The sequence below is a fragment of the Shewanella sp. c952 genome (assembly GCF_019654975.1).
GTDB lineage: Bacteria > Pseudomonadota > Gammaproteobacteria > Enterobacterales > Shewanellaceae > Shewanella.
Genome location: NZ_BPEW01000012.1, coordinates 1 through 24,573, shown reverse-complemented (window position 1 = coordinate 24,573; position 24,573 = coordinate 1). Strand labels below are relative to the sequence as shown.

Annotated in this window: 26 protein-coding genes and 1 pseudogene; 15 read left to right on the top strand and 12 right to left on the bottom strand. The window is 41.4% G+C overall.

Translation table 11 applies throughout. The features are described 5' to 3' along the window. Positions 1 to 10: 10 nt before the first annotated feature. A complete protein-coding gene (locus tag K5R16_RS10245) occupies positions 11 to 1,171 on the bottom strand; it encodes a homogentisate 1,2-dioxygenase (protein ID WP_220737465.1) in 1,161 nt (386 codons plus the stop codon). Positions 1,172 to 1,325: 154 nt separating this feature from the next. On the opposite strand from K5R16_RS10245, the gene K5R16_RS10240 reads away from it, so the two are divergent. Continuing rightward, on the top strand, positions 1,326 to 2,234 hold the full coding sequence (locus tag K5R16_RS10240) for a LysR family transcriptional regulator (protein ID WP_220737464.1): 909 nt from the start codon (positions 1,326 to 1,328) through the stop codon (positions 2,232 to 2,234). A gap of 346 nt (positions 2,235 to 2,580) precedes the next feature. Here K5R16_RS10240 and K5R16_RS10235 read toward each other — a convergent pair whose 3' ends face one another. Next, on the bottom strand, positions 2,581 to 2,934 hold the full coding sequence (locus K5R16_RS10235) for a hypothetical protein (RefSeq protein ID WP_220737463.1): 354 nt from the start codon (positions 2,932 to 2,934) through the stop codon (positions 2,581 to 2,583). 370 nt (positions 2,935 to 3,304) lie between these two features. Between K5R16_RS10235 and K5R16_RS10230 the strand changes: the two genes are divergently transcribed. Continuing rightward, complete coding sequence (locus K5R16_RS10230) at positions 3,305 to 3,664, top strand: DUF6508 domain-containing protein (protein WP_220737462.1); 360 nt, start codon at positions 3,305 to 3,307, stop codon at positions 3,662 to 3,664. Between the two features lie 76 nt (positions 3,665 to 3,740). On the opposite strand, the gene K5R16_RS10225 is transcribed toward K5R16_RS10230, so the two are convergent. Together K5R16_RS10225 and K5R16_RS10220 are read right to left on the bottom strand one after the other, a co-directional pair. Further along, positions 3,741 to 4,703, bottom strand: a complete 963-nt coding sequence (locus K5R16_RS10225; protein WP_374758393.1) for a cytochrome-c peroxidase — start codon at positions 4,701 to 4,703, stop codon at positions 3,741 to 3,743. A gap of 270 nt (positions 4,704 to 4,973) precedes the next feature. Continuing rightward, entirely contained in the window at positions 4,974 to 5,201 is a 228-nt protein-coding gene (locus tag K5R16_RS10220) for a PGPGW domain-containing protein (protein ID WP_220737460.1), read from the bottom strand. 375 nt (positions 5,202 to 5,576) lie between these two features. Here K5R16_RS10220 and K5R16_RS10215 point away from each other — a divergent pair, with 375 nt between their 5' ends. From K5R16_RS10215 to K5R16_RS10205, 3 genes are all read left to right on the top strand, one after another. Next, complete coding sequence (locus K5R16_RS10215; protein ID WP_220737459.1) at positions 5,577 to 6,293, top strand: ABC transporter substrate-binding protein; 717 nt, start codon at positions 5,577 to 5,579, stop codon at positions 6,291 to 6,293. A gap of 81 nt (positions 6,294 to 6,374) precedes the next feature. Beyond that, complete coding sequence (locus K5R16_RS10210; protein WP_220737458.1) at positions 6,375 to 7,373, top strand: M14 family zinc carboxypeptidase; 999 nt, start codon at positions 6,375 to 6,377, stop codon at positions 7,371 to 7,373. After that, a complete protein-coding gene (locus tag K5R16_RS10205) occupies positions 7,373 to 8,134 on the top strand; it encodes an alpha/beta fold hydrolase (RefSeq protein ID WP_220737457.1) in 762 nt (253 codons plus the stop codon). The genes K5R16_RS10210 and K5R16_RS10205 overlap by 1 nt, the downstream gene beginning before the upstream one ends. A gap of 5 nt (positions 8,135 to 8,139) precedes the next feature. Here K5R16_RS10205 and K5R16_RS10200 read toward each other — a convergent pair whose 3' ends face one another. After that, positions 8,140 to 8,547 (bottom strand): YccF domain-containing protein, encoded by a 408-nt coding sequence (locus tag K5R16_RS10200; protein ID WP_220737456.1) that lies wholly within the window; start codon positions 8,545 to 8,547, stop codon positions 8,140 to 8,142. Between the two features lie 220 nt (positions 8,548 to 8,767). Here K5R16_RS10200 and K5R16_RS10195 point away from each other — a divergent pair, with 220 nt between their 5' ends. Then, positions 8,768 to 9,691, top strand: a complete 924-nt coding sequence (locus tag K5R16_RS10195; protein ID WP_220737455.1) for a 1-aminocyclopropane-1-carboxylate deaminase/D-cysteine desulfhydrase — start codon at positions 8,768 to 8,770, stop codon at positions 9,689 to 9,691. A gap of 216 nt (positions 9,692 to 9,907) precedes the next feature. Here the strand turns inward: K5R16_RS10195 and K5R16_RS10190 are convergent, their stop codons facing one another. Continuing rightward, a complete protein-coding gene (locus K5R16_RS10190; RefSeq protein ID WP_220737454.1) occupies positions 9,908 to 10,081 on the bottom strand; it encodes a hypothetical protein in 174 nt (57 codons plus the stop codon). Positions 10,082 to 10,576: 495 nt separating this feature from the next. On the opposite strand from K5R16_RS10190, the gene K5R16_RS10185 reads away from it, so the two are divergent. Then, on the top strand, positions 10,577 to 12,187 hold the full coding sequence (locus tag K5R16_RS10185; protein WP_220737453.1) for a mechanosensitive ion channel family protein: 1,611 nt from the start codon (positions 10,577 to 10,579) through the stop codon (positions 12,185 to 12,187). A gap of 55 nt (positions 12,188 to 12,242) precedes the next feature. Here K5R16_RS10185 and K5R16_RS10180 read toward each other — a convergent pair whose 3' ends face one another. After that, a complete protein-coding gene (locus tag K5R16_RS10180) occupies positions 12,243 to 12,908 on the bottom strand; it encodes a ChrR family anti-sigma-E factor (RefSeq protein WP_220737452.1) in 666 nt (221 codons plus the stop codon). After that, complete coding sequence (locus K5R16_RS10175; RefSeq protein WP_220737451.1) at positions 12,901 to 13,545, bottom strand: sigma-70 family RNA polymerase sigma factor; 645 nt, start codon at positions 13,543 to 13,545, stop codon at positions 12,901 to 12,903. The genes K5R16_RS10180 and K5R16_RS10175 overlap by 8 nt, the downstream gene beginning before the upstream one ends. A gap of 548 nt (positions 13,546 to 14,093) precedes the next feature. Between K5R16_RS10175 and K5R16_RS10170 the strand changes: the two genes are divergently transcribed. Continuing rightward, the gene (locus tag K5R16_RS10170; protein ID WP_220737450.1) at positions 14,094 to 15,059 is read left to right on the top strand and encodes a chemotaxis protein CheV; all 966 of its coding nucleotides are present in this window, start codon (positions 14,094 to 14,096) and stop codon (positions 15,057 to 15,059) included. Here K5R16_RS10170 and K5R16_RS10165 read toward each other — a convergent pair. Together K5R16_RS10165 and K5R16_RS10160 are read right to left on the bottom strand one after the other, a co-directional pair. Next, positions 15,056 to 15,700 (bottom strand): hypothetical protein, encoded by a 645-nt coding sequence (locus K5R16_RS10165; protein WP_220737449.1) that lies wholly within the window; start codon positions 15,698 to 15,700, stop codon positions 15,056 to 15,058. The two genes, K5R16_RS10170 and K5R16_RS10165, sit on opposite strands and share 4 nt — an antisense overlap. A 96-nt stretch (positions 15,701 to 15,796) precedes the next feature. Then, positions 15,797 to 16,156 carry a DUF2750 domain-containing protein gene (locus K5R16_RS10160; RefSeq protein ID WP_020912933.1) on the bottom strand — a complete coding sequence of 120 codons (360 nt, stop codon included), beginning with the start codon at positions 16,154 to 16,156 and terminating at the stop codon, positions 15,797 to 15,799. A 382-nt stretch (positions 16,157 to 16,538) separates the two neighbouring features. On the opposite strand from K5R16_RS10160, the gene K5R16_RS10155 reads away from it, so the two are divergent. The 4 genes from K5R16_RS10155 to K5R16_RS10140 all read left to right on the top strand — a co-directional run bounded on the left by K5R16_RS10155 (position 16,539) and on the right by K5R16_RS10140 (position 19,565). Continuing rightward, positions 16,539 to 17,729, top strand: a complete 1,191-nt coding sequence (locus K5R16_RS10155) for a lytic murein transglycosylase (protein ID WP_220737448.1) — start codon at positions 16,539 to 16,541, stop codon at positions 17,727 to 17,729. Between the two features lie 125 nt (positions 17,730 to 17,854). Further along, positions 17,855 to 18,718, top strand: a complete 864-nt coding sequence (locus K5R16_RS10150) for a YafY family protein (protein WP_220737447.1) — start codon at positions 17,855 to 17,857, stop codon at positions 18,716 to 18,718. 72 nt (positions 18,719 to 18,790) lie between these two features. Next, on the top strand, positions 18,791 to 19,273 hold the full coding sequence (locus K5R16_RS10145; RefSeq protein WP_220737446.1) for a peptidylprolyl isomerase: 483 nt from the start codon (positions 18,791 to 18,793) through the stop codon (positions 19,271 to 19,273). A gap of 73 nt (positions 19,274 to 19,346) precedes the next feature. Beyond that, complete coding sequence (locus K5R16_RS10140) at positions 19,347 to 19,565, top strand: DUF3389 family protein (protein ID WP_220737445.1); 219 nt, start codon at positions 19,347 to 19,349, stop codon at positions 19,563 to 19,565. Here the strand turns inward: K5R16_RS10140 and K5R16_RS10135 are convergent. Beyond that, positions 19,562 to 20,569, bottom strand: coding sequence for a glutathione S-transferase family protein (locus K5R16_RS10135; RefSeq protein WP_220737444.1), 1,008 nt, complete (start codon positions 20,567 to 20,569; stop codon positions 19,562 to 19,564). The two genes, K5R16_RS10140 and K5R16_RS10135, sit on opposite strands and share 4 nt — an antisense overlap. A gap of 174 nt (positions 20,570 to 20,743) precedes the next feature. On the opposite strand from K5R16_RS10135, the gene K5R16_RS10130 reads away from it, so the two are divergent. From K5R16_RS10130 to K5R16_RS10120, 3 genes are all read left to right on the top strand, one after another. Further along, a complete protein-coding gene (locus tag K5R16_RS10130) occupies positions 20,744 to 21,415 on the top strand; it encodes an alpha/beta hydrolase (protein ID WP_220737443.1) in 672 nt (223 codons plus the stop codon). Between the two features lie 382 nt (positions 21,416 to 21,797). Beyond that, positions 21,798 to 23,567, top strand: coding sequence for a bifunctional UDP-sugar hydrolase/5'-nucleotidase UshA (gene ushA / locus K5R16_RS10125; protein WP_220737442.1), 1,770 nt, complete (start codon positions 21,798 to 21,800; stop codon positions 23,565 to 23,567). Positions 23,568 to 23,869: 302 nt separating this feature from the next. After that, entirely contained in the window at positions 23,870 to 24,310 is a 441-nt protein-coding gene (locus K5R16_RS10120; protein WP_020912924.1) for an Hsp20 family protein, read from the top strand. Positions 24,311 to 24,369: 59 nt separating this feature from the next. On the opposite strand, the pseudogene K5R16_RS10115 reads toward K5R16_RS10120, so the two are convergent. Beyond that, a pseudogene (locus tag K5R16_RS10115) lies at positions 24,370 to 24,573 on the bottom strand (integrase core domain-containing protein); the annotation flags it as partial.

The following is a 24,573-nucleotide window of genomic DNA, read 5'->3' as shown; positions in this document are numbered from 1 at the left end:
TTGGTTAAGTCTAACTTTCAATCCAAGAACGGTTGTAGTCGATGCTCATGCAGTTCTTTACATGTTCAGTCAATTTGAGTGGGGCGAATGTATCGACCATCACTGCGTATTCGTAGGTTTCTGTTTTGCCTATTGAGGCTTCAGTTTTTCCGGGTTGTGGTCCGTGTGGTACACCTTTTTGATGTAATGTCATGTAACCCGCTTCGATACCTGTGCGGCTCATAAAGTCACCGTCGACATAATAAAGCACTTCATCACTGTCGATATTGGAGTGGTAGTAAGGCGCTGGGATCGATTGTGGGTGGAAATCATAAGGGCGTGGTACAAAGTTACAGATAACAAAGTTATGCGCTGTAAATACCAGATGGTCAGACGGCGGCAAATGAATTTTACCCACCTTAGGGGCATATTCTTGAATATTAAATGCCCATGGATAAACACAGCCATCCCAGCCGACGAGATCAAACGGATGCCACTCTAAAGCGGTTAGCTGATATTTGTCGCCAAATTTACACACTAATGAGAAATTACCTTTCTCAACAATGGCTTCTTGCAAAACTGGGGTGCGGATATCTCGTTCACAGTAAGGCGCTGATTCAAGCATCTGCCCATATTCGTTACGAAAGTGTTTCGGAACCTCAACCATGGTCGACGACTCGATGACAAACAGGCGAGCGGCCTTATAGTCATCAAATTTAAGTTGGTAGGTAGTCCCTCTTGGAACGATGAGATAATCCCATTTCTTAACTGCTAGGGCACCGTACTCACTTAGTAACGTCCCTTGGCCTTCGTGAACAAAAAGCACTTCATCCGCATAAGCGTTACGATAAAACTCGTCGGTATCTTCAGTCACTTTAGCGGTGTACATCGCCACGTCGTTATTGAAGAAAATCTTATTGCGGGCACTAAAGAAATTACCTTGGCAATCAGCTTGTTTAGTATCTAGCTTATAATTTTGTACTAAAGAGTCTTGCCAGTCTGCACCATGGCTTAAGCTATAAGGCGCGACTTCTAATGCCTTTGTTGGCATGTTGTGGTGATACTTATTGGAATAGATATTGGAAAAGCCATGGGTCGAGAACAGCTCTTCACGATAAAGCTCCCCATTGTCTTTTTTGAATGTGATATGACGCTTGGTAGGGATCTCTCCCTGCTTCACATAAAATGGCATACTGGCTTTCCTTTCTGTGTGCGTTCGCACTTATTCTAATAATGTGATCTTGTTATCAATTTAGTTGCTAACAACAGCAAAAAAAAGAATAATAATTAACCCAACTTAATCTATTTTTTAGATGGTATGTTTGTGTTTACGCTAGGAGAGTAATATGCGCATTGATGTCGATGCATTTAAAGTGCTGCAAGTGCTGGTGGAAGAGGGCAGTTTTGCTAAGGCTGCAGAGCGATTGCATAAAGCGCAGTCTGCGGTGAGCTATCAAGTCAAAAAGCTAGAGCAACACCTAGGTGTAAACCTTTTTTGTCGGGATCAATACCGCGCTGAATTAACACCTGAAGGTAAAGTTATCTTGGCTGAAGGGCAAAGGTTGCTGCAGTACCTAACAAATATTGAACATTTAGCCAGCAGGTTTAGTGAAGGCTGGGAGCCCAAGCTTGAGTTGGTGGTTGACGGTGCATTACCTATGAAGCCGATTATGCGCGCGTTAAAAAGAATGGCGGAACAACAAATCCCGACAAAAGTGCAGCTCAATATGGAGTTTCTAGGGGGAGTTCAAGAACGTTTTGAGCGTGACAGTGCTGATTTAATGTTGGTTAAAGATTATCGAACGGGCCCCCATTATCGGCCTCAGCCGTTGCCAGAAATAACCAGTATATTAGTCACAGCAGCAAGCCATCCATTATCGATTGAGAAAAACATTAGTCTTTTTGAATTGCAGCGCCATGTTGAACTTACTATTGAGGACTCCTCACCGGAAAAGTTGCATCGTGATGAGTTGCAATTTGGCGGCGACAAAGTGTTCTACTTGTCTGGTTTTATCATGAAAAAGAATGCACTACTAATGGGGTTAGGTTTTGGCTGGATGCCTGATTTTTTGATTGCTGATGAGCTTAATAGCGGTCAGTTGGTCGAAGTCGATTTTAGCGGTGGCAATCGTTTTAGTTTTACACCTCAGCTGGTATCCACGATGGAGCGCCCGTTAGGCAGAGCTGGGCGTTTATTTACCGAATTGATCATGGAAGAGTTTGCTGCGGAAGATACAACAAAGTTAGGTGAGTAATTTTAATTGCCCTTGTCCTCTCCCCAGTCTACTTAACAATCCTAGATTCAGTGGGAGTTTAATGCATTTTGCTCACAGGTTCACAGGTTCACAGGTTCACAGGTTCACTGCTGCAGGCTGAATCCATCCTGCTAGATTCATCTAGGCGAGGCATTGATTGCCACTAATTGACGTCCCTTTGGTAAAATCAATAACACCGATTTTTACTAAAAGCAGCCCATCATAGTAGGCTTGGTGCCAGCCTACTTATCTGTTGCACTCACTTAAAAGGGAATAACCGTTTCTACGTCCATACATCTAGAGTTGAACTGGCAGCAGGCCTTAAAAATGAGCATCTACATTTAGACTAATTATCTTTGATGAGAATATCAATAATTTCTCGGGTTTTGTTATTGACCTTAATTGGCACATCATCGATGTCGATGACAAGGTTTCCATTGGAGTCGATAGGCGATGTGACTCTGCCTCGAGAGAATAGCTCGTCACTTAGCCTGTCGCCTCGTGTTAGCTTTTTTTGCCAGCCAGGTGGTAATGGTTCTCCTCGGTCAACTTTCTTTTGCAGGCCATAGGGCAGCGTTTGTTGCTTATTTTTACCTTTTTGCTTGTCACTTTTGTCATGTTTGTCAGATGCATACACAGAGCCGCTACTGATGAAGATTGCAAGTAGTACAAATACAATCCTGTTGATTTTTAACTTCATAGTACTCTCAACGCTGTTATTCATTACGACTAAGTATAGTCAATGCAGATTGCATTAGCATATTGCAAACAATAATGAAAAAGTAACAGAAGGCTGAGGAATAATCTGGATATATAGAAAGGAACTGTGGCACATATTATTTAAAATTCGCAAGTTTTTAGCTTGGTGCAATTAGCAGGAATAACACTTTCAAGCCTGTTTTATAAGCACTTAACAGCGATATGTCGTTGTTAAGTTTGCGTTCAGCAAGCATCAATTAGAATAACCTCATTGAAAACTGGTATGCCTTATGCAGATATCAATTATCTACATAAATAGTCTTCTCTATATTAAAGAGCAGCATATGGCCAGTTCTAAACGGAGGTATAGTATGAACAACTCAACAATACAGAGCCACGCAGCTGGTCTATATAAAGAGTATGCTCAAGATCTTGTTATTGGTAATCATTTTGTTTCAGACAAGCGTTTACAAGAGTTTGTTGCCCATCTAGACCGTGACGGCTTATTGCTTGAAACATTTAAATGGGATGAGTGGTACAACAATAGCTATATGGTTGACCGTCCTGAATATATAGCAGATGCCACATTATATGAGTGTCAGTTGTTAGTCACAGCGATGTCTCGCTTAGACAGGTTTAGTCCTGGTGTACTCAGTAATATGCGTCAACAAGGTGTATTAAACGCCATTGTAGAGCGTTTTAGAGTGCTATCTTTTCAGCCGGCGATGTAAATTAGGTTGAAACTAAGAATATAAAAAAGCCGCATTATGCGGCTTTTTTGCTTTTAAACTTTAATTATTGGCGAGGTTAATTTGCAAATGGCACTGGGCGAGGCGTCTCTGCTGTCGATGGAGGCAGAATTGGCAATACAATCTGTGGTTGCTCACCGGTCAAGGAATTCAAAAACGATACCATCTGTTTAGTTTCAGTTTCTGTTAATGCCTGACCCAACTGGATATCAGCCATGGTGTTTACGGCTTCAGCCAATTCCCAAACACTGCCATCGTGGAAGTACGGGTAGGTGAGTTCAATATTTCTTAGCGTTGGTACTTTGAACACAAACTTGTCGGCTTCATTACCGGTAACCCCTTTTCGTCCTTCAGCTGGGTTATTGGTGTGGAAAGGCTTCACAAGTCCCATCTTCATATACATGGTGCCACCGACCGCTGGCCCGTTATGGCAACTCACACAACCTTTGTCTTTGAATAACTGGTATCCCGCTTTTGCTTCGCTGCTAATAGCATTTTTGTCACCAAGTAAAAACTTATCGAATGGTGCATTTGGTGTGACAAGTGTTTTTTCGAATTCTGCTATGGCGTCGGTGATCTCTTCAATCGTAATCGCATCGCTCTGGTAAACGCTCGCAAATCGCGCCTGATAAGCTGGCATTGAACGAATAGTATCTACTGCCAGTTCGTGGCTAAAGCCCATCTCTTTAGGGTTAGCGATAGGACCACCGGCTTGCTCTTTAAGATCTTTTGCTCGCCCATCCCAAAATTGTGCCAATCCATATTCAGCGTTTAGTACGGTAGGGGAGTTAATAGGCCCTTGTTGCCAGTTATGTCCGATTGACGTTGGCAAAGCATCGACGCCGCCAAGTGACAAGTTGTGACAAGAGTTACAAGAGATGAAACCTGACTTGGATAGCCTTGGCTCGAAAAATAGCATTTTACCGAGCTCTACTTTTTCTGGGTTAGTGATTACTGCTGCAGGTATTATCTCGATAGGTTCGCTTGCAGCAAATGCCGTTGCAGAAAAAACAGTAGTCATGGCGAGGGTAAGAATCGATAATTTGGTCATGGGCGCCCCTATAAACTTACATTGTGTATGGTTATTTGTGGGGCTATATTAAGTTATTATTTTTATTGAAGATAATTCTTTGAATCGATTGAGACTATCGCTTGTTTGGATTAGTTTAATGGGATCTTAGTCGCAGTAGAAATCAATTTTGCTTGCTAGGGTGAGCGGTCTCTGTTTGATAGTGTCACGTTTGTCTCTAGAGTCTATAACGCGAAATACAGCGAGATAACACATGGGTTATTATCGTTTCAATTTACGCAGTAAAATCTTCCTATCGAGCCAACGAGCCGTGTTGCTCATGTGATTTTGGCTTTTTTTAAGCCAATACCGCGCCCACGTGTATTCTAAGCTTAACACTGCTAAACCTATCGGTAGCAATAACCAAGCTGGACCTGGCAATATTATGAGGGCTGCACCTGTTAGTGTCAGTAATCCACCAACGACTGTAATAAGTGTTTTCTTTAGCATTCGCTTCTCCTGTGATTCGTTGAGGGTGGCTAACATTCAACACCTGCGATTAAGGCTTTGTATGTTAATTGTACTTACTGAGTATATGCCTGATCTCCAATGATAGGTAAAAGCAACTGTAACAATTCCTTTCGTTGTTTTAGCTGTGCATAAGTTCTGAGTCTTGGAGTGTTACGCTACTCTATAGAGTACTATTTAGGGGGTTGAGGCGCTATTCTTGGTGATATCGCTATGATTGACTAGAATCTTTGGTAGGCCAGTGAATGTTAATGCTGCGAGATAGAAGGCGAAGGAGGCTAAATACTCAGTATGTGTAATTATATTTTTACTTATATTCAAACAGTAACTGATGTAATCGGCAAGCGGCGATGGTTTATGTTGTTTTTGTTGCTAAGCAGCGCATCATCGCTTAGCTATGCAGATACACTGTATTTAACCTCTTTGCATTGGCCACCCTATGCTGGCAGTCAGTTGAAGAATGAGGGGGCTAGTATTGCGATAGCTCGTGCGGCATTAGCAGCTGTCGGGCATAAGGTTCAGGTCGATTTCTATCCTTGGAGCCGTGCTGTGCGAATGGCATCGAGAGATGATTCAAAATATTCCGGATATTTACCTGAATATGCTTACCCAACAGAAAAATTCGTCTTTTCTAATTCGATGGGCAGTAGCCCCTTGGGGTTGGTTGAGCAAAAACGTCACCCTATTAGCTGGTCAAATCAGAGTGACCTTAATCAATACACTATTGGCGTAGTCCAAGGGTACATTAACACCGAGCAACTCGATAATATGATTGCCCAAGGTGTACAGCCAGCTGAAGCGGTCGCTTCAGATATCCATAATATTAAAAAAGTAGTTTCAGGACGCATAGATGCTGCAGTTATCGATACCTATGTTTTGGGTTATTTACTTGCACAACCTGATATGAAGCCTGTTGCTAGTCGAGTACAGTTGAATAAACGTATTTTGACCCACAAAGAGCTTTATATTGCCTTTAAAAATAATGAAGAAGGTAAGAAGTGGCGCGATCTTTTTAATCAAGGTTTGGCTAAAATCGATGTGGATAAAATACTAAAACAGAACATGCCGCAATAGCTTTGTCATCTGCTTGACCTTACTCTGTCTTATTAGTCGCTTACTTTGTTCTCTTAACCTTAATCACTTCGCTATTAAATCATGGAAACATTGCCTACTGAGTTACAAACATTAGTGGACTTGATTGAGCGCTATCCGCAGTTGCATGCTAGAACGTTGGCTAAAGTGGAGTTTAAAAACTATCGCTATCCCGTTATTAGCGTTGAGTTGGGAGCAAAGGGATGTGACGTGCCCTGTGTATTATTTGTTGGAGGCGTGCATGGCGTTGAGGTAATTGGTATTCAGGTAATAATGGCGTTGCTTGAAAGTATTCTATCTAGGCTTGAATGGGACAGTCAATTACAGCTGTTGTTAACCAAAATTAAACTCGCTTTTGTTCCAATTGTTAATCCTGTCGGGTTACTAAACGGTACACGCTGCAATGGACAGCGGGTGGACCTAATGCGCAATGCTCCCATAGAGGCGGAAACAAAGGTTACATTTCTTGTTGGTGGGCAAAAACTTTCATCTCATTTGCCTTGGTATAGGGGCCATCAAGGTGTAGAGCAAGAAACGCAGGCTTTGATCCAATATGTTGAACAGCTTAAGACTAATAGCTCTAGCCTTATATCTTTAGATGCCCATTCAGGCTTTGGTATGACCGATCACATCTGGTTTCCGTTTGCAGGCTCTAACAGGCAGATTCAAAGTTTAGGGCAGATCCATTATTTGGAGCAGTTATATCATGCAAGTTATCCACATCATCGTCACTACAGTTTCTCACCTCAAAGCTTAATATATCGGACTCATGGTGATATTTGGGATTACCTTGCAACGCCAAAAAATGATAAGTCTTTTCTACCATTAACATTAGAGATGGGCTCCTGGAGCTGGGTAAAAAAAAATCCACGGCAAGTATTTAATTTTGCAGGATTGTTCAATCCACAAAAGCAGCATCGACAGGTAAGGACATTGCGAAAACATACTGTTTTAATGCATTTTTTAATGGACTTAGCTGCAAGTAGAGAGTTGGAGAATATGAATTTAGAATTGTTGTTAAAACAGAATAGTGCAGCATTAAATCGATGGTTTCGGTGCTGATGGATAGACATTCTGACAATAAAAATCCTAAGTGGATACTTGTGCGTGGTTTGATGCGTGATAAACGTCATTGGCAAGATTTCATTGGGTCTTTATCTGCTGAGGTAATAGCTTTCAATGTAGATGTCATTGCAATGGATAGCTTAGGTAACGGTGTGTTTAGTCATGAGAAAAGTCCATTAACCATTACGGCATATGCCCGTGCGTTATTGGAGCAATTGGAGGGCAATGATAACAATATAATAGGGCTTTCAATGGGGGGAATGATAGCTCTTGAAATGGCACGTTTAGCCCCCGAAAAAGTCAGTAATATTGTTGTCATTAATGCAAGTGCCGCCAATCTGTCGCCTTGGTATAGGCGCTTTAGTTTACCTGCAGTTTTAGTTGCATATCGGATGCGAAATAGAAACCACGGGATTGATTGCATGGAAGCTACTGCGCTCAAATTGTCCAGTGAACGCTTTGGAGATAACGACACAATGGCCAAGCATTGGTCTGAGTTGAAGTTAGAAAACCGAGTTAAATTTTGGAATGCACTGCGTCAACTTTGGGCATGTACTTGGTTTAGGTGCTGTGATTCACTGCAGCAACCTATTGTTGTTTTTAGTGGTAAGTTAGATAAGTTAGTTTCGCCAGAGAGTAGTAAATCTATGGCAGAACATTACCGATGTCAGCATGTAGAGTTTGATAATGCTGGGCATGATATCAGCTTAGATAGTTCAGCTGCGCTAATCGCGCAGCTAAAGAAGGTGTTGTTATGACAGCCCTAAGCTTTCGCAACCACGGTTTGACCTATAGGGGTTAAGCTTAAAATAGCCAGCTTTAAATGCTGTAGTGCAAACGGGATCCCTATGATGGTAATTGCACAAGCAAAAGCATGCATAATGTGACCAATGGCCAGCCAGATCCCAAACAGTAAGAACCAAACAATATTGCCGATGGTACCAAATGCGCCAGTGCCTAGATCTTCCATGCCCGTGTGAGATCGGCGATTAACAGAGTCTTGGCCAAATGGCCAAAATGTCATCTCACCAATCACGAAACAGGCTCTGCCGAAAGGGATGCCGATAATACTGATGAAACACAGTAAGCCTGCAAACCACCAAGCAAGACCCATTACAAAGCCGCCTAAAATAAACCATGCTATGTTAAACACTAAGCGCAATACTGCCATTTAAGATCCCTCAAAATAAAATTTAGTCATCAATCTCGATGACCCAACTTACCATAACGCCATAATCATGCCATATTTTAAGTTGTTGTTTTATAGTTATTTAGGGCTATTTTGAATGATTAGGATTAATCAAAACCACTAAAAAGTGGTATTTTGCACCGCTATAGCCTGAACTCGATACTGTTAAGGGTTACAATTACCCTTCCATGGTTTAACGAGAATGCCTGTGTTAATCAACACACCAATAGATAGTATTGAATATAACGGAAGTCGTATTTTTGTTAAGAGAGATGACCTGTTACATAAAGAGTTTTCTGGAAACAAAGCACGGAAGTTCGCCTACTTTTTGAACCATGAGTTCCCCAGTGTTTCACGACTAGTTGGCTACGGCTCTCCGGTAGCTAATTCTCTCTATTCTATGTCCGCATTGGCAAAGCTGAAAGGTTGGCAATTTGATTTTTATACCGATCATATAGCAGCTCAAGTATTGAGTTCTGAAAAGGGCAATTATGTGCAGGCGTTAGCAAACGGAGCGAATGTAATTGATTTATCGCTAGTTGATGACAGACAAAATCGAAGTTGTGGTGAATATATAGAGCAAGTGGTGCTCCCTGCTGACAACCAAGCACTGTTTGTTCCTGAAGGTGGGCGCTGTCTTTACGCTAGGGAAGGGGTACATCAACTGGCTAAAGAAATAAGTGACTGGTTTTCACTGAGTGAATTGACAGAATTAACTGTCTTTTTACCGTCAGGTACAGGTACAACGGCTGTTTTTCTTAATGAATATTTTCTACTTAACGCCCCGAATATTTCTGTCAAAACCTGTGCTTGTGTTGGTGATGAAAGCTATCTTTCTCAACAATTCTCAGCGTTAATTGCAGACGTTTCGTTTCATCCCCAAGTAGTGAAAACAGACAAAAAATATCATTTTGGAAAACTGTATCGAGAGTTTTATCAGATTTGGCAAAAAGTTGCCGAGCAAGGGATAGAGTTTGAACTGTTGTATGATCCAAAAGGGTGGATGTGTGTAGAAAAACTGTTATCAGATACCGAAGACACGAATATACTTTATATTCATCAAGGTGGTTTATTGGGGAATGCGACCATGTTACCGCGTTACCAACGTAAGTATCCTGCGACTTAGTGTCATTATGATTTACTGAGTCGGGGGAGATTTATCATTGAGAGGGTGGGTATCCACTTGGTTAGGCTTTTTACCTGAGCAGAGGTAAAGCCTGAACCAAATGAAGTTAACTAAATAGCTGAATATGTTTCAGTCCTATTCGTTTGCCTATGAAGACAAACTATCGATACGAGTGAGAGGAAATGTATCGAAAAGTCGGTACTACAGATTTAAAACTTACTTACTTGAAGACAATAACCACTTCATAAATTTAAGCGCTTCAGTGCGCTTTGAAAAAGTCTGTCTATTTTTACCCTGACTGTCAGTAAAGGCGATTGATGATTTGTTGACAGAAATTGAGTCTACTGGAAAGTTAACGGTAATTTCATGTCCATTTACTAGGTATGACATATGGTCACACTCCTTTTTATTAATGCTACCAATATTGGTAGTGTTTTATAACGATAGAATATCCTTAGCATTTTCGCGAAAGATGAATTTAAGTTCCATTCGAGATTACTCATCTTTTTATGCTTATACAAGTGGCTTGGTACGCAGTATTGTTAACGAATATGTCGTTAAGATCACAAATACTGAACTATTCTCAAGCTGCAACGAAGTAAAACATAAAGATATGACAGTAAAATGACTGCCGATTAAGATGATCGAACCTGTTGTGATAACGCTTATGTGGGGATCAAACGACGAATCGTGGACTTTACAGAAGGCGGTGAAAGTATATCAAAAAAGGGTATATCTCTAAAACTGAGCGGATTATATCCAGTTAGTACAACTTGTCAACACTTAAAGTGAAAGTCTTATCAATTATTAAATGTTAACAATACGTTGAACCATGCTAAGTTTAACGTAGCTTCTTAGTTGTTGGCTTTTAAAGGGGGTCTATTAATGGCAAGGATTATTTTTTATTTGGGACTGATATTGCTAGCAAGCAATATTGGCATTGTATCTGCGGTTACACCAGGACTCGCGAGCGCAGTGAAGCCGAATGTTGAATCGACAGAAGCGCTGAATACTGCCAGCGCCAAAGCCAGTAGTTATGACTATAAAGATAGTTTGTTTAGAGATACTCCGCGGGGAACGATAGAGGGGTTCTTTGAGGCAACATTTGAGCAGAACTTCGATAAAGCAGCAAAGTATCTAGATCTACGTTATTTGCCCGATGGGATGTCAAAGGATCTTGGGCCTGAGTACGCCAAGCAATTAGTGGCGATTATTGAGCGTAATATTTGGGTCAACCTTGAAGAGATAAGTGATTTACCCAGTGGTGCAAGTGACGACCAATTGCCAAATTATCGCGACGCATTTGGCCGGGTAGAAGTTAAAGGCAATCAAATCACACTTTTGTTGCAAAAAGTCCCCGATAAGCAACTTGGTAAAATCTGGAAAATTTCCAATGCAACAGTCGCTAAAGTACCAATGTTGTATAGCGAACTCGGCTATGGCCCCATTGTTGAGTGGTACGTACAGAATATTCCTCAAGGGCACTTTTTTAAACTGAACTTGTGGGAATGGGCACTGCTGATTAGCTACCTTGTTCTGGCATTGCTGGTTGTTATTCCGCTGACTTGGCTTGCAAAAAAACTCATTCTTCGCAGCCAATATCAATATAAAGCTGATTTAGCCCATTTAGTTGTAGGACCTTCTCGATTGTTATTAGCGTTATTGCTAGACCGTGCTTGGATGGCTAACACTACGCTTTCGGCAAATGTAATGGCGGTAGTTAACACTGGATTTCTACTCGTTATTGCAATAATTTGGTTCATTTGGAGTTTGACTGACGTATTGCAGAACAGTTTACGCTTACGTTGGATTAATCAAGGCAAGAGTCAAACTGCATCACTGTTACGACCGTTAGCTAATTTTATAAGAGTGATCCTCGTCGCACTGACTATCTTGATCTGGCTTGAACATCTAGGCTTTGATGCATCAACGATCCTTGCCGGTTTAGGGATTGGTGGAGTAGCGATTGCATTAGCCTCTAAACAGTCAATTGAAAACTTTATTGGTACGATTACTCTTTATTCTTCTGCGCCAATAAGAGTAGGAGACGTTGGTCGGTTCAGCACCATTTCGGGCACGGTAGAAGAGATTGGATTGCGCTGCACTCGCATTCGAACCATTGATAGAACGGTGATCAATGTGCCAAATGCACGACTATCAGAAATGGATATCGAAAACATATCAGAACGAGAAAAAATTCGTTTTAAAACGGATATTAGGCTGGATTATAAAACCAATACTGAGCAGTTACATGGAATTATTGACGATATAAAAAGCCTACTTGTAGAGCACGAAAAAGTGGATGAAACACCATTGAGAGTGACCTTTAAGGGTTTTGGATTACATGGTTTGCAACTGAACGTTTTTGCTTACATCGGCACAACCGATTTTGCAGAGTTCCAATTGGTTTCAGAAGAGCTTCATTTTGGAATTATGAATACAGTGGTCAAACATGGTTCGCGTATCGTTCCAGTGGTTCCCATCGCGCCAGAGTAATAGAACATTTTGATAAAAAGGCCGCAATATGCGGCCTTTTTTAGTTTCAAGCTGACTAGTAGATTAGCTCGCCAATTGGGTTTAAAAGCTTGCTAATGCCTTTGGTGAAATGCAATGGTGCATCAACCACTGTATAGCAAAGACAACCCTCTTGAGTTTTTGGTGAGTGCTGATGATTACTATCGAGTACGATGAAATCTCCAGGACCATAACGATTAAATTCATCTTCAAAATGGCCTTCAAGCAGTAAGGTTACCTCTGTACCCTGATGAGTATGTTCTGGTATTTCTCCGCCAGCATCAATGTGCAGTAAACTTGCTCTTGAAGGGCTTTTTTCAGTATCAAGTCGCATTCGACTAATTTTACCTATACCGCTCCATGTCTGGTCTGTTTGCTGTCTGAAGGCTGTAGGTAAGCTAAATTCATGCCCTTTGACTGAAACAATGGCGTGTTGAGGAAGGCGACTGGCTATTGATGCAGGGGTAAGCTGCATAATAGACGTTAGCATGTCATCTAGATCAATACTGGTTTCAAATTCCTGCGCTGAATTATCGGTTTCGGATAAAGCGACATCTGCTTGAAATTGAGTCATCTCAGCTAGGACGTGCTGGCACTTCTGACAGAGTTCGCAGTGTGCAGATACAGCCGTTGCCATAGCAAGATTGAGGTTACCCTTAGCATGTTCGAGCAACATGTCGTTATTTGGATGGTAATTAATCATGATGTTTCTCCAAAATACTTCTAAGTTTGACCAAACCTAATCTTAACCTTGATTTTACAGTGCCTAACGGAACATTTAGCTTGCTTGCGAGCTCCTGTTGGCTTAACTCTTGAAGGTAAATGCCTCGCACTACCTGCTGTTGCAAAGGAGGAAGCTCCTCAACATGATGCATAAGCTTGTTGGTGAGTATGTGATCTTCTGGTTCGTTTTCTTCTACTGTTTCAAAGATGGGCCAGATGTCATCACTAACCGTATCCTCTTTGTTATGCTGGACTTTTCGCAACATATCAAAGCAACGGTTACGCATTATAGTAAACACCCAAGTGGTCACGGCACCTTTGTCTGCATTAAAAAGATGTGCTTTGGTCCAAACCGCCGTCATGGTCTCTTGTACAAGATCCATGGCTAACCCTTGGGTAGATAGCCTTTGATTGCCAAATGCTAATATTTTTGGCGCAAAGAAACTAAATAGTTCGGCGTAGTCTCGTTTGCAACGTGTATGAGCCACGTTAACGAGCTTCTCTTTGAGTTGCTGTGCTTGTAGATCTGAGTTTGATTCTTCCATATAAGGCTTTTTGAAAGGAACATACCCCTTAGCATAACGACTTTGGGAACTTTGTGATTGAATATTTTGCATTATTTTCACTCTGCCTATCAATATCGCCAAAATATTGTTTTATTGGCTCTTGTTTACCACTACGCAGGTTGAATTGAATTGGATCACATATATCCGCTTTACTTGAAGGTGTTCGTTTCTGAGGCATTGTGTCAGTTCAATTCTAGGCGTTTTAGCGTAGGAATGATTATTCTCGTTTAAGTGAATACAGCAACGAAGTGGGCAGGCACAAAGCCTTTCTATGATGGGCAGCTTTTTAGTATAAGAGCGTGGGCTTTACTCAGCGTTATTGATTTTACCAAGGGAATGACCATTAGTGGCAATCAACGCCTCGCCTATATGAATGTCGGTGCTTGGGTTCACCTTGTAGCAATGAACCTGTGATTAAAATCCCACTGAATCCAGCATATTCAGTTCGTGGCACGATTATTTTGTCATTGAGATCAATGTTTCTTGCGAAACTTGTAATGTTGAATAAAATCTGTGCATTAAAGTTATTTTTGACCTAGTTATCTTATGGCGTATATCGTTATAATCGCTGCTCTAATGGTACTTTAGGTGGAAACATCATGACGCAAATGCTTGCAAGTGTAGATCAACGTACAAAACTGGTTGGTGAAAACCGACTGGAACTGTTGTTGTTCAGGATCAGTGTGACCCAGCTATTTGCCATTAATGTTTTTAAAGTTAAGGAAGTGGTTAGAGTACCGCCTTTAACTGCAATGCCTGGCAGTCATCCAAGTATTATTGGTGTTGCGAATCTTCGTGGATTAGCCATTCCGGTCATTGACCTGCGTAAAGCCATCGGCTTTCGACCTTCGGCAGTGTATGAGCAGAGTAATCTCATTATTACTGAGTACAATCGTTCAGTTCAGGGGTTTTTAGTTGATAAAGTCGAGCACATAGTCAATTTAACTTGGAGCGATATTTTACCTCCGCCTAAAACCGTCGGACCTAATAATTATCTCACTGCGATAACCCGAATTGAATATCAAGATAAGCAAGAGCTTGTTTCCATTATTGATGTAGAAAAGGTTCTGGCAGAAATTATTCAATACGATATTAAACTATCCGATGGAGTGTTAGACGAACAACTGTTGCCATTAATGCAAGGTAGAAAGGTGCTTATCGCAGATGATTCCGCTACTGCTAGACGTCAAGTGAGAGAGACGCTTGAACAACTAGGGCTCGAAGTTATAGAGGTGTCCGATGGGTTAATGGCACTTAATCAGTTACAACAATGGTGCGACAGCGGTATAAACGTCTCCGAACATATTATTATGCTGATCACAGATGCTGAGATGCCAGAAATGGATGGCTACAAGTTGACTCATGAGATCCGTAAAGACAAACGTATGAGTGATCTTTACATCACTTTAAACACTTCTCTAAGTGGCAGTTTTAACAATGCAATGGTTGAGAAAGTAGGCTGTGACCGGTTTATTTCGAAGTTTCAGCCGGATCTACTGGTTGAAGTTGTGCAAGATAGATTGCGTCAATCAGAGGCTCTGCTGACGCAGTCATTAAACCGCTAATCCTGATGTTCTAGCTTTAAGTCATTGATGATCTGCCGCTTAAGCTCTGAAGTGGCAGCGATATTGATTTGTGCAACTCGAATAGCAAATCCAAAACGTTGTTTACCAACAATACTGATAATATCCTCTAGAAAGCGTTTATCGAGCACAAATTGTTTTGCGTAGAATTTGATGGCTTGGGTGACAGAACTGTAGTTAACACCGTCAAAACTAAAGTCTGCATTGTAACCAAAGTCGTCAATAGCGACACCATTAAGACTTAATGGCCACGCAGGGTAGTTAACTCTATCTCTTGCTATCTCATACATCATCCAAGCGCTTTTCTTAAATCCACCAAAAACTTTATCTTCAAATTCTGATTCTTCAAGTTCTTGCTTAGTCCAGTTAACGCCAATGGCAAGATGTTTTTCGTAAATACGCATGAGTTCATCTTTAACTGCCATTTTACAGTCCCAGATAGACGTTAGCTTGTGTTGTTTAGCTATCTTAAAACATTCCTTACATGCTGGAACCATCAGTGATGGGTGAGGAGTGTAATGTTCTTTAGCGTAACTGAGTTGCATTGAGCTAGGTTCACCACAAAACCAGCATTGATGCCTGCGATCAAATGGAATGTCGATTAACGGGGCTTGTTCAAACAATATGCTTCACCTATTAAATACGGCCTTTATTAAAAAGAAAGCGCTCAATCTTGACGATTAGCGCTTACTTTAGATTGGTTCTGGTTGTTGAGACGGTTACTCTTCTTCAACATTAACCAGTGAAGTAGCAAGAACGATAGGGTCAACTTCAAGACACTCTTGCTCAGCGACCCAATCAAGACCAACTAGCACACCGTCATCATTTAAATCGCCTACCCAGTACTCTAAAAACTCTTCTAGAGTAATAGCCACGGCGCTGTATGCCTGCCATTCGTCAGTACAGTGGCTTTTAGCTTGAGCTTCTTCAGACCATAAAGGCATCACATCTGTTGCTTCAAATTCAGATGAGTCACATACAACCCAACCTTCACCTGTTTCATCTTGCAGGCCCCAAACCACTTGGTGTTGCTTTACGTTGTTGATAAAGCTTTCTAAAGCTGGAGTCATCTCAGTCATGATTAATCTCTTTTGGTTAATGAAAGATATTGATTATCTCTATTGGCAGTAGTCTGCAACTGCGCATACCTTTTGGCAAGTTATTTAACTGTTTTCGATTGTTTAACCGCGTATTTGATGACTGAGCAGTGCATACGTAGCAGTTAATTTGAGCAGTCAAACTAAACGACCGAATTTACCGCTATAACCGTCTCAATTTAGTCTATATTAGTCGATATCGATGGCGTTTTATCAGTGAATCGGTCTAAGGTCTTCTAGTATCGATTTAATGAACTATAAATCATCTATAAAGTTGTTTTTTTTAAGGTAAGATTAATCTTTTAACCTCACAGTAATATGTGTACTCATACGTTAGCGTCATTCATTTTTTGGGAGCCTTCTATTGTTTAAATTAATCCCCCTTGCAGCAACGCTTGTTTTTAGCAGTTCTACCGTATTTGCATCCGTCGCATCCCCTGATTGGGCGACTTGTGTCGCTAATCTGCAACAAACAGCTAAAACCCAAGGGTTATCGCAAAATACCATTGATAACACTTTGGCAAATGTAAAATTTGTGCCGAGGGTCATTGAGCTCGATAACCAACAACCAGAATTTAGCTCATCCTTTGAAAATTATTTTACTAAACGGGTCACAGATTGGCGTGTCCAACAAGGGCGAAAGCTCTATAAAGAACACAGAGAACTACTGCAACGCTTAGCAAAAGAATACGGTGTTCCACCACAGTATTTGTTAGCATTTTGGGGCTTAGAAACAAACTTTGGTTCCTATAAAGGTAAAATGTCAGTGCTTAACTCGCTAGCTACTTTGGCGTGTGATCCGCGTCGGAGCAAATATTTCACTACCGAATTGATGCAAGCCTTGAAGTTAAAAGAGCAATACGGTTTTGATGAAAAGCAGATGGTCGGTTCATGGGCGGGCGCGATGGGGCATACTCAGTTTATGCCGTCGGCTTACGCTAAATATGCTGTAGATGGTGATGGTGATGGCAAAGCGGATCTTTGGAACAGCACTGAGGATGCGCTTTCTTCAGCGGCGCACTTTTTACAAAACCTAGGTTGGAAGCGCGACGAGCGTTGGGGAAGAGAAGTTAGTCTACCTAATAATTTTTCCTACGCTTATCTTGGCCGAGCGGAAGCACAACCTTTGACAACGTGGGCAGAACTTGGCTTAACACAAACCAATGGAAGCCCATTAAGTACACCAGACATGCAAGCTGCTCTTTATTTGCCCTCAGGTCATACTGGTCCTGCATTTTTGGGCTATGACAATTTTGATGTCATTATGAAGTGGAATCGCTCTACGTTTTACGCAATAGCTGTAGGGCATCTAGCTGACAGAATCAATGGTGCTGCCGGGCTTAAAGTTAAGCCACCTAAAATGCCAAACTTGAGCCGCGCAAAGGTAAAGGCACTGCAAAGCCAGCTCAATACGCTGGGTTTTGATGTCGGTAAGCCTGATGGTATCTTGGGATCTAAATCTTTAAAAGGACTACAAGCATTCCAAAAAGGTAATGGTTTGGTCGCTGATGGTTATCCAAGCGAAGCGACCTTTAAAGCACTCGGTGTTGAATAAGCAGAAAGTCCAGTAGGCAAATAGCGATTTAAAAAAAGGGTGCAATCAAAACGATTGCATCTTTTTTGTCGATATATTAGATTGAATTTCTTCAATAAAGTTATCGACTGGAATGGCATATTACAATGGACAACCTTTCTCACGCGCAACGACAACGTCTCGCTTTTATTGATTTTAGTTTGCAGTATTTCGGTCAAGTTTCCCGTCAAGATTTAATCAATAAATTTGCTACCGGCTTAGCGGCGGCTACCCGAGATTTTCAGAGCTATAAAACTTTAGCGCCGACAAATATGCGCTTGGTACACCAGACTAAGTGTTATCACCGTCTGCCAGAGTTTAAAGCGCTATTTGCCCATGAACCTGAAGCCATATTGCATGGTCTTGCCAAAGGTTTTGGAGATGGCTTATCACATCCGGTCAAGCCAAGCGCTGTGTGTATTGATGCGATACAACTTATTCACCCAGACACAGACATCATTGCAGCACTAATGCGGGCTATTCAAGCCAAACAAGCACTAGCGATAGAGTACGTGTCAGTGTCATCGGGCAATAAACCCAGAGAGATAGTCCCCCATGCGTTGGTAAATAATGGTCAGCGTTGGCATGTTCGAGCATTTGATAGGGCTAACCAATTGTTTACAGACTTTGTGGTGACTCGTATTAAAAGTGCCGTGCTTTCAGATGCTAGTGTTAAATACCTAGAGACTTATGAGCATGATAAATATTGGCAACAAGAAATTGAACTTGAACTCATTCCTCATCCCTCTTTGGCTCACCCTGAAGCAATAGAGCTTGATTACCAAATGGAAAATCAACGCTTAATGCTGACATGCCGAGCATCGTTAGCAGGGTATTTACTGCGCCAATGGAGTGTAGATTGCTCTGCGAAGCATAAGATCACATCTGGTGTTTGCCAACTTGCCTTGGCCAATCATCAAGTGTTGCAGCAGATTGAGCATATTACGATTGTGCCAGGTGCTCAATTGTAATAGGAGATAACACTAGTGGCTTTGAATGACTTTTGTTAAGCTCACGCAACAAAATTTGAGTTAAGGATTACCATGAGTATTAAAGATGATTCTGTAGTGCAATTTAACTACACATTACGTGATGAACAGGGCGAAGTTTTAGAGAGCAACGAAGGTCTTGAGCCTATCGCATACCTTCATGGTCACGACAATATGATGCCTGGTGTTGAAAATGCACTTGTTGGTAAAGAAGTGGGCGCTAAGTTTTCTGTCACATTGCCTGCTAGCGAAACTTACGGTGAGCGTAACGAAGATGCAGAACAACGCGTATCTGTTAAGCATCTACAAGGCGCTAAAGTATGGAAGGCTGGAATGCGCGCTTTGATCAGCACTGATCAAGGTCAACGCCAAGTCACCATTATTAAAATGGGTAAGTTTATGGCAACTGTGGATGTTAACCACCCATTAGCAGGCCGTGAATTAACATTTGATTTAGAAGTTGCAGACGTACGTGATGCAACCTCTGAAGAGATTGCTCATGGACATGCACATGGTAAGGGCGGACATCAGCACTAAGCTGAGTTAATGCCTATTAAAAGCCCAACTGAGTTGGGCTTTTTTAATATAGCGCTAAAAACGGAGACCATAGATGATTATTGAGTTTAGTAATGGAAAAATTGTGCTCACGCCATTTGAAGTGCAAGTAAGGCTAAATAATCAATGTCACTTATATGCCATGGTGGAAGACATCAAATTCCATCAAGATGCATTAATGATGATTGCTGATGCAGGCGCTGTGCGCTGGAACCTTAAGTTAGACAATGACGAGCAACTGCAACAGATTAAAACTGAGCTAGGGATCGGCTAGTTTATTTGCTCTCTACCATGGGGCTGATTGAAGTCAATATCTGGCCCATTGGGCACTATTCTAGTTGGGTTTATCATCTCATGGCTAAAATAGTAATGTTGTTTAATGTGGTCAAAGTCGACTGTTTGTGACACACCATCCATTTGATAAATATCTTTTACATAACCAAACAGGTGAGGGTAATCTGCTATCCGTTGTTTATTGGTTTTAAAATGTCCGACATAAACGGCATCAAATCGAATTAAAGTGGTAAACAAGCGAATATCAGCTTCTGTGAATTCATCTCCAGTAAGATAACGGCGCGTTGACAGTCGCTCTTCTAATGTGTCCAAAGCTGTGAACAGTTGATCATATGCCTCATTATATGCGACTTGAGTCGTGGCAAAGCCTGCCTTGTAGACGCCATTATTGATGCTGTCATAGATCCAGCTATTTAGCTCATCGATTTCTGCATGCAGCGCTTGAGGGTAAAAATCACTACTGCTATCAACTAAATGATCAAAGGCGCTATTGAACATGCGTATGATTTCAGCAGATTCATTGCTGACGATCGTATTTGTACGCGTATCCCAGAGCACGGGGACAGTCACTCGGCCGTTATAACTAGCATCTGCTTTTTGGTAGATCTGATAAAGAAAGTCAGCAGCGTTTAATTCATCAACATCAGCGCCTTCAATATGATGGGCGATTAGACTTTGCTTACTACCAGAAAACTCCCAGCCATTAGTTAACATGTGCGGCTCGACAACGGTTACTCCAATAATCTCTTGTAGACCTTTGAGTTGAAGGTAAATTAGAGTTCTATGAGCCCAAGGGCAGGCGAGTGATACATATAAGTGGTAACGATTCGATTCAGCTTTAAAGCCTCTAAATCCGTTTGCAAACGGCTTGCCATCAGGGGTTACCCAATCTCTAAAGCTTGATTCTGAACGAGTAAATTTACCGCCTGTCTCCTCAGTTGAGTACCACTTATCGACCCACTGTCCGTTTTGAAGTAAACCCATGCTATTCGCCTGTATTCTGTTATATCAATTAGCTCAGCTTAGATGCAGCTGCGGCAGTATTAAAGTGCATTTAGTTGCTCAAACCTTTCTATTAAATAACGATATAGGATGTTTGCAGGGAGACTGATATGATGCAGCAATTGAGTTTGGACTAAATAAAACAAAAGGAAAGTCATGCTAGATAAGCCGTTAGAGAGAATTACCGTTGAGCCTTCAATTCCTGCTACATCTTGTGTTATTTGGCTACATGGATTAGGTGATTCGGGAGCAGGCTTTGCCCCAGTGGTACCAGCGTTAGGGCTACCAGATGGTCACAGTATTCGTTTTGTTTTTCCTCACGCGCCAGAGCAAGCTGTCACTATTAATAGTGGCTACATTATGCGTGCTTGGTATGACATAAAGAGTATGGATCTTCACGACCGTGCTGATATGAGTGGAGTGCTTGAAAGCGAGCATCTAATTAGTGCGTTAGTAGATGAACAAATAGCACTCGGCATTGAGGCAAACCGAATCGTCCTTGCTGGGTTTAGCCAAGGTGGAGTAATGAGTCTGTTTTGTGGCTTAAGATTTAAGCAAAAACTAGCAGGAATTATGGCATTATCATGCTACCTGCCTACGGCTGATAAAATGCCTGTTGACCTTGCTACTGAGAATAGCGCTACGCCTATTTTGCAACAACACGGTACTCAAGATGAAGTTGTGCCGCTTAATGCCGGCATAATGGCATTCGAACTATTGCAAAGCCAAGGTTATGCTACTGAATGGCAAACCTATAATATGGGACATAATGTGTTACCTGAGCAGCTACGAGATATCTCTATATGGTTGCAAAAGTTACTTAATTAAAATTAGTGAAAACTAATAGCTGTTTTTTTGTTCGATCCGGCGTTGCTAAATAGGGCAGCGCCTGTTCTCTATTAGAAACAATCGATTCTATCTTCCTTATCCCTATAACGTAATGAAATTATTTGTTTTAGTTTCCAGTATTAGTAACAATCCCTTTATCTGCTGTTGATATTAAATTCACCAAGTACCCCCTTGTTCTGTTAATGATACATAACTTGAAACAAAACACTTAATAAAGAGTGGTTTAGATCATCTTATGTAATGAATGTGACACAAATAAAGCATAATCTTTGCTAAGATGATTCTCGGCGAAAATAGGGTTATTTCTGCCGAATATATAAAATGTTGCAAAAACATAAAAATAATCAAGGGGTTGATTGTAATGAAAAAGACTTTAATTAAAGGACTAATCGCGACAGCTGTTGTTACAGCGTTAACAGCATGTGGTAGCGATAATGATGACAACAAAGAAGTAGTGCTACCTGCTACGTGTGCAGAAGCTGGCGAAGCTTGTACAAAGTTCACCGTATTACATACCAATGATAACCATGGTCGCTTCTGGCAAAGTGCCAATGGTGAGTACGGTATGGCGGCGCGTAAAACGCTGATCGATCAGATCCGCGCCGAAGTTGAAGCTGCAGGTGGTGAAACATTGCTGCTTTCTGGCGGTGATATCAACACTGGTGTACCAGAGTCTGATATGCAAGATGCTGTACCTGATTTTATTGGCATGAATTTAATAGGTTATGACGCTATGGCTGTCGGTAACCACGAATTTGATAACTCATTAGATGTTGTTGAAATGCAGCGTAAACTTGCGGATTTCCCAATGCTTGCTGCAAACATCTATGACAAAGAGACAGGTGAACGTTACTTTGATGCTTATAAGGTTTTCAATGTTAATGGCTTGCGTATAGCTGTTGTTGGTTTAACGACTGAAGATACTGTCAGAATCGGTAACGCAGAATACATCAGCGGTCTTGATTTTAAAGACCCAACTAAAGAGCTAAAAGCAGTTATTAAAGAAATACAAGGCGCTGATGCCGCTGATTTGATTTTTGCGACTACTCATATGGGCCACTATGCAGATGCTGCTAGTGGTAGTAACGCACCGGGTGATGTTGCACTTGCTCGTGCAGTCACTGCAGGTGACCTTCAAGCCGTAATAGGCGGTCATTCTCAGAACCCTGTATGTATGGAGCCTGGTACTAATAATTATGCTGACTTTAATCGCGGCGATGATTGTGCACCAGATACACAAAACGGCACATATATCATGCAAGCCCATGAATGGGGTAAGTATGTAGGTCGAGCAGATTTTGAATACTTTAATGGTGAGCTTCATCTCGCGACCTATAAGCTTGTTCCTGTAAACCTGATGGTGCTTAATAAATATGGTTCACCTGAACTAGCAGATAGAGATGATCCAATGTCAGGGACTTTGATCCCAGGAACGACAGAAATTGAACAAAACTTGGGTGTCTTAGAAGCATTGAGAGCTTATCAAGAAGAGGGACAGAAGCTATTGGACGTAGTTATTGGCTCTACAGATGGTGAACTTGTTGGTGTAAAGTCGACTGTTCGTTATGAGCAAACTAACCTAGGCCACTTACTTGCAAGAGCGCAAAGCGCTTATAAACTGGTAGAAGCAGATTTCGGTATCATGAATTCTGGTGGAGTTAGAGCTTCAATCACTGAGGGTGATATTACTTACCGTGATGTATTAACCGTACAGCCATTCGGTAACATGGTAGCTTATGCGACTATGAGTGGTACTGATCTTATTGAGTATATGAACGAAGTTGCAACAAAAACTGTTGGTGCAGGTTCTTACGCTCAGTTAGATGGCATTAAGCTTTCTGTAGATTGTGATGCTAAAAAAGTAACGATTAATGAAATCGCTGGCGAAACATTCGACGCAAGTAAAGATTATAAGTTTTCACTTTCTACTTTCTTGGCGGCCGGTGGTGATGGTTACCCAGCAATTGAAGCGACTTCAATTGAAATCGCTGATGCATTAGTTTTACGTGATTATATCGAAACTCAGGATTCAATTTTAGTTGGTGACTTTAACCCTGTTGCTGGAGATATTGAATACCTTGCTGGTGGCGAATCATTGAAGGGTTGCCCAGCAGCACCTGCTGCAAACTAAACCTGTAGCTTTTAAGATAAAAAGCATCCTAATGGCTGCTTTTTTTATGTTCGTTGCACATTGAATGCTAAAAATCGTGGATTGTAGGAATTATTAAAAATAATTGTGAAATGTCCCTTGAAAAGCAAAATATTGGCTACATATATTAATTATGGAACGCTCAACGAGGTTCTTAGCTAGCAAGATTACGATGCCTTCGGGGTCGAGAACGTTAGTGAAAATTAGCCCGGTGCGACAACTATTCACATTTTGAATGAGTCGGCCAATAAAATTAAATATATTGCTTTATACAAGGATATACCATGAGAAATTACGACCTAACACCACTTTACCGTAGCGCTATTGGATTTGACCGTTTGGCACAACTTGCTGAACATGCCGCGTCAAACAAAGGCAATTCAGGTTACCCACCATACAATATCGAACTGCTCAATGAACACCGCTATCGCATTACCATGGCCGTTGCTGGGTTTACCATGGATGAACTCGATATAACCAGTGAAGGCGACAAGTTACTGGTAAAAGGCACCAAAGCAGAGCAGAGCGAAGAGCGTAAGTATCTATATCAAGGCATCGCTGAACGCGGGTTTGAGCGCACATTCCAGCTTGCTGATTATGTTACTGTTATTGGCGCAGATCTTGAAAATGGTTTACTCAACATTGATCTTAAGAGAGAGATCCCTGAGGCATTAAAGCCAAGAAAAATTGAGATAGGTAGTTCAAGAATATTAGATGCAAAATAATTAGTCCCTTTGGCTAACTATTGAATATGTCTAGTCCTAAAATAGGTTGACGGTTTTTATTAAGCCAGTTGGTACCCCCTACTGGCTTTTTCATGCACTTCGTTCGGCGTTTTCATTCCTAAACTAAGATGCGGCCGTAATTGGTTATAAATCTCTATCGATTCTTTAACTAACACACCAAGCTCTTTTATCGTTCGGCAACGACAAAGCAGAAACTCATGCTTCAAAATACCATTCACTCGCTCTGCCAGTGCATTTTGCTA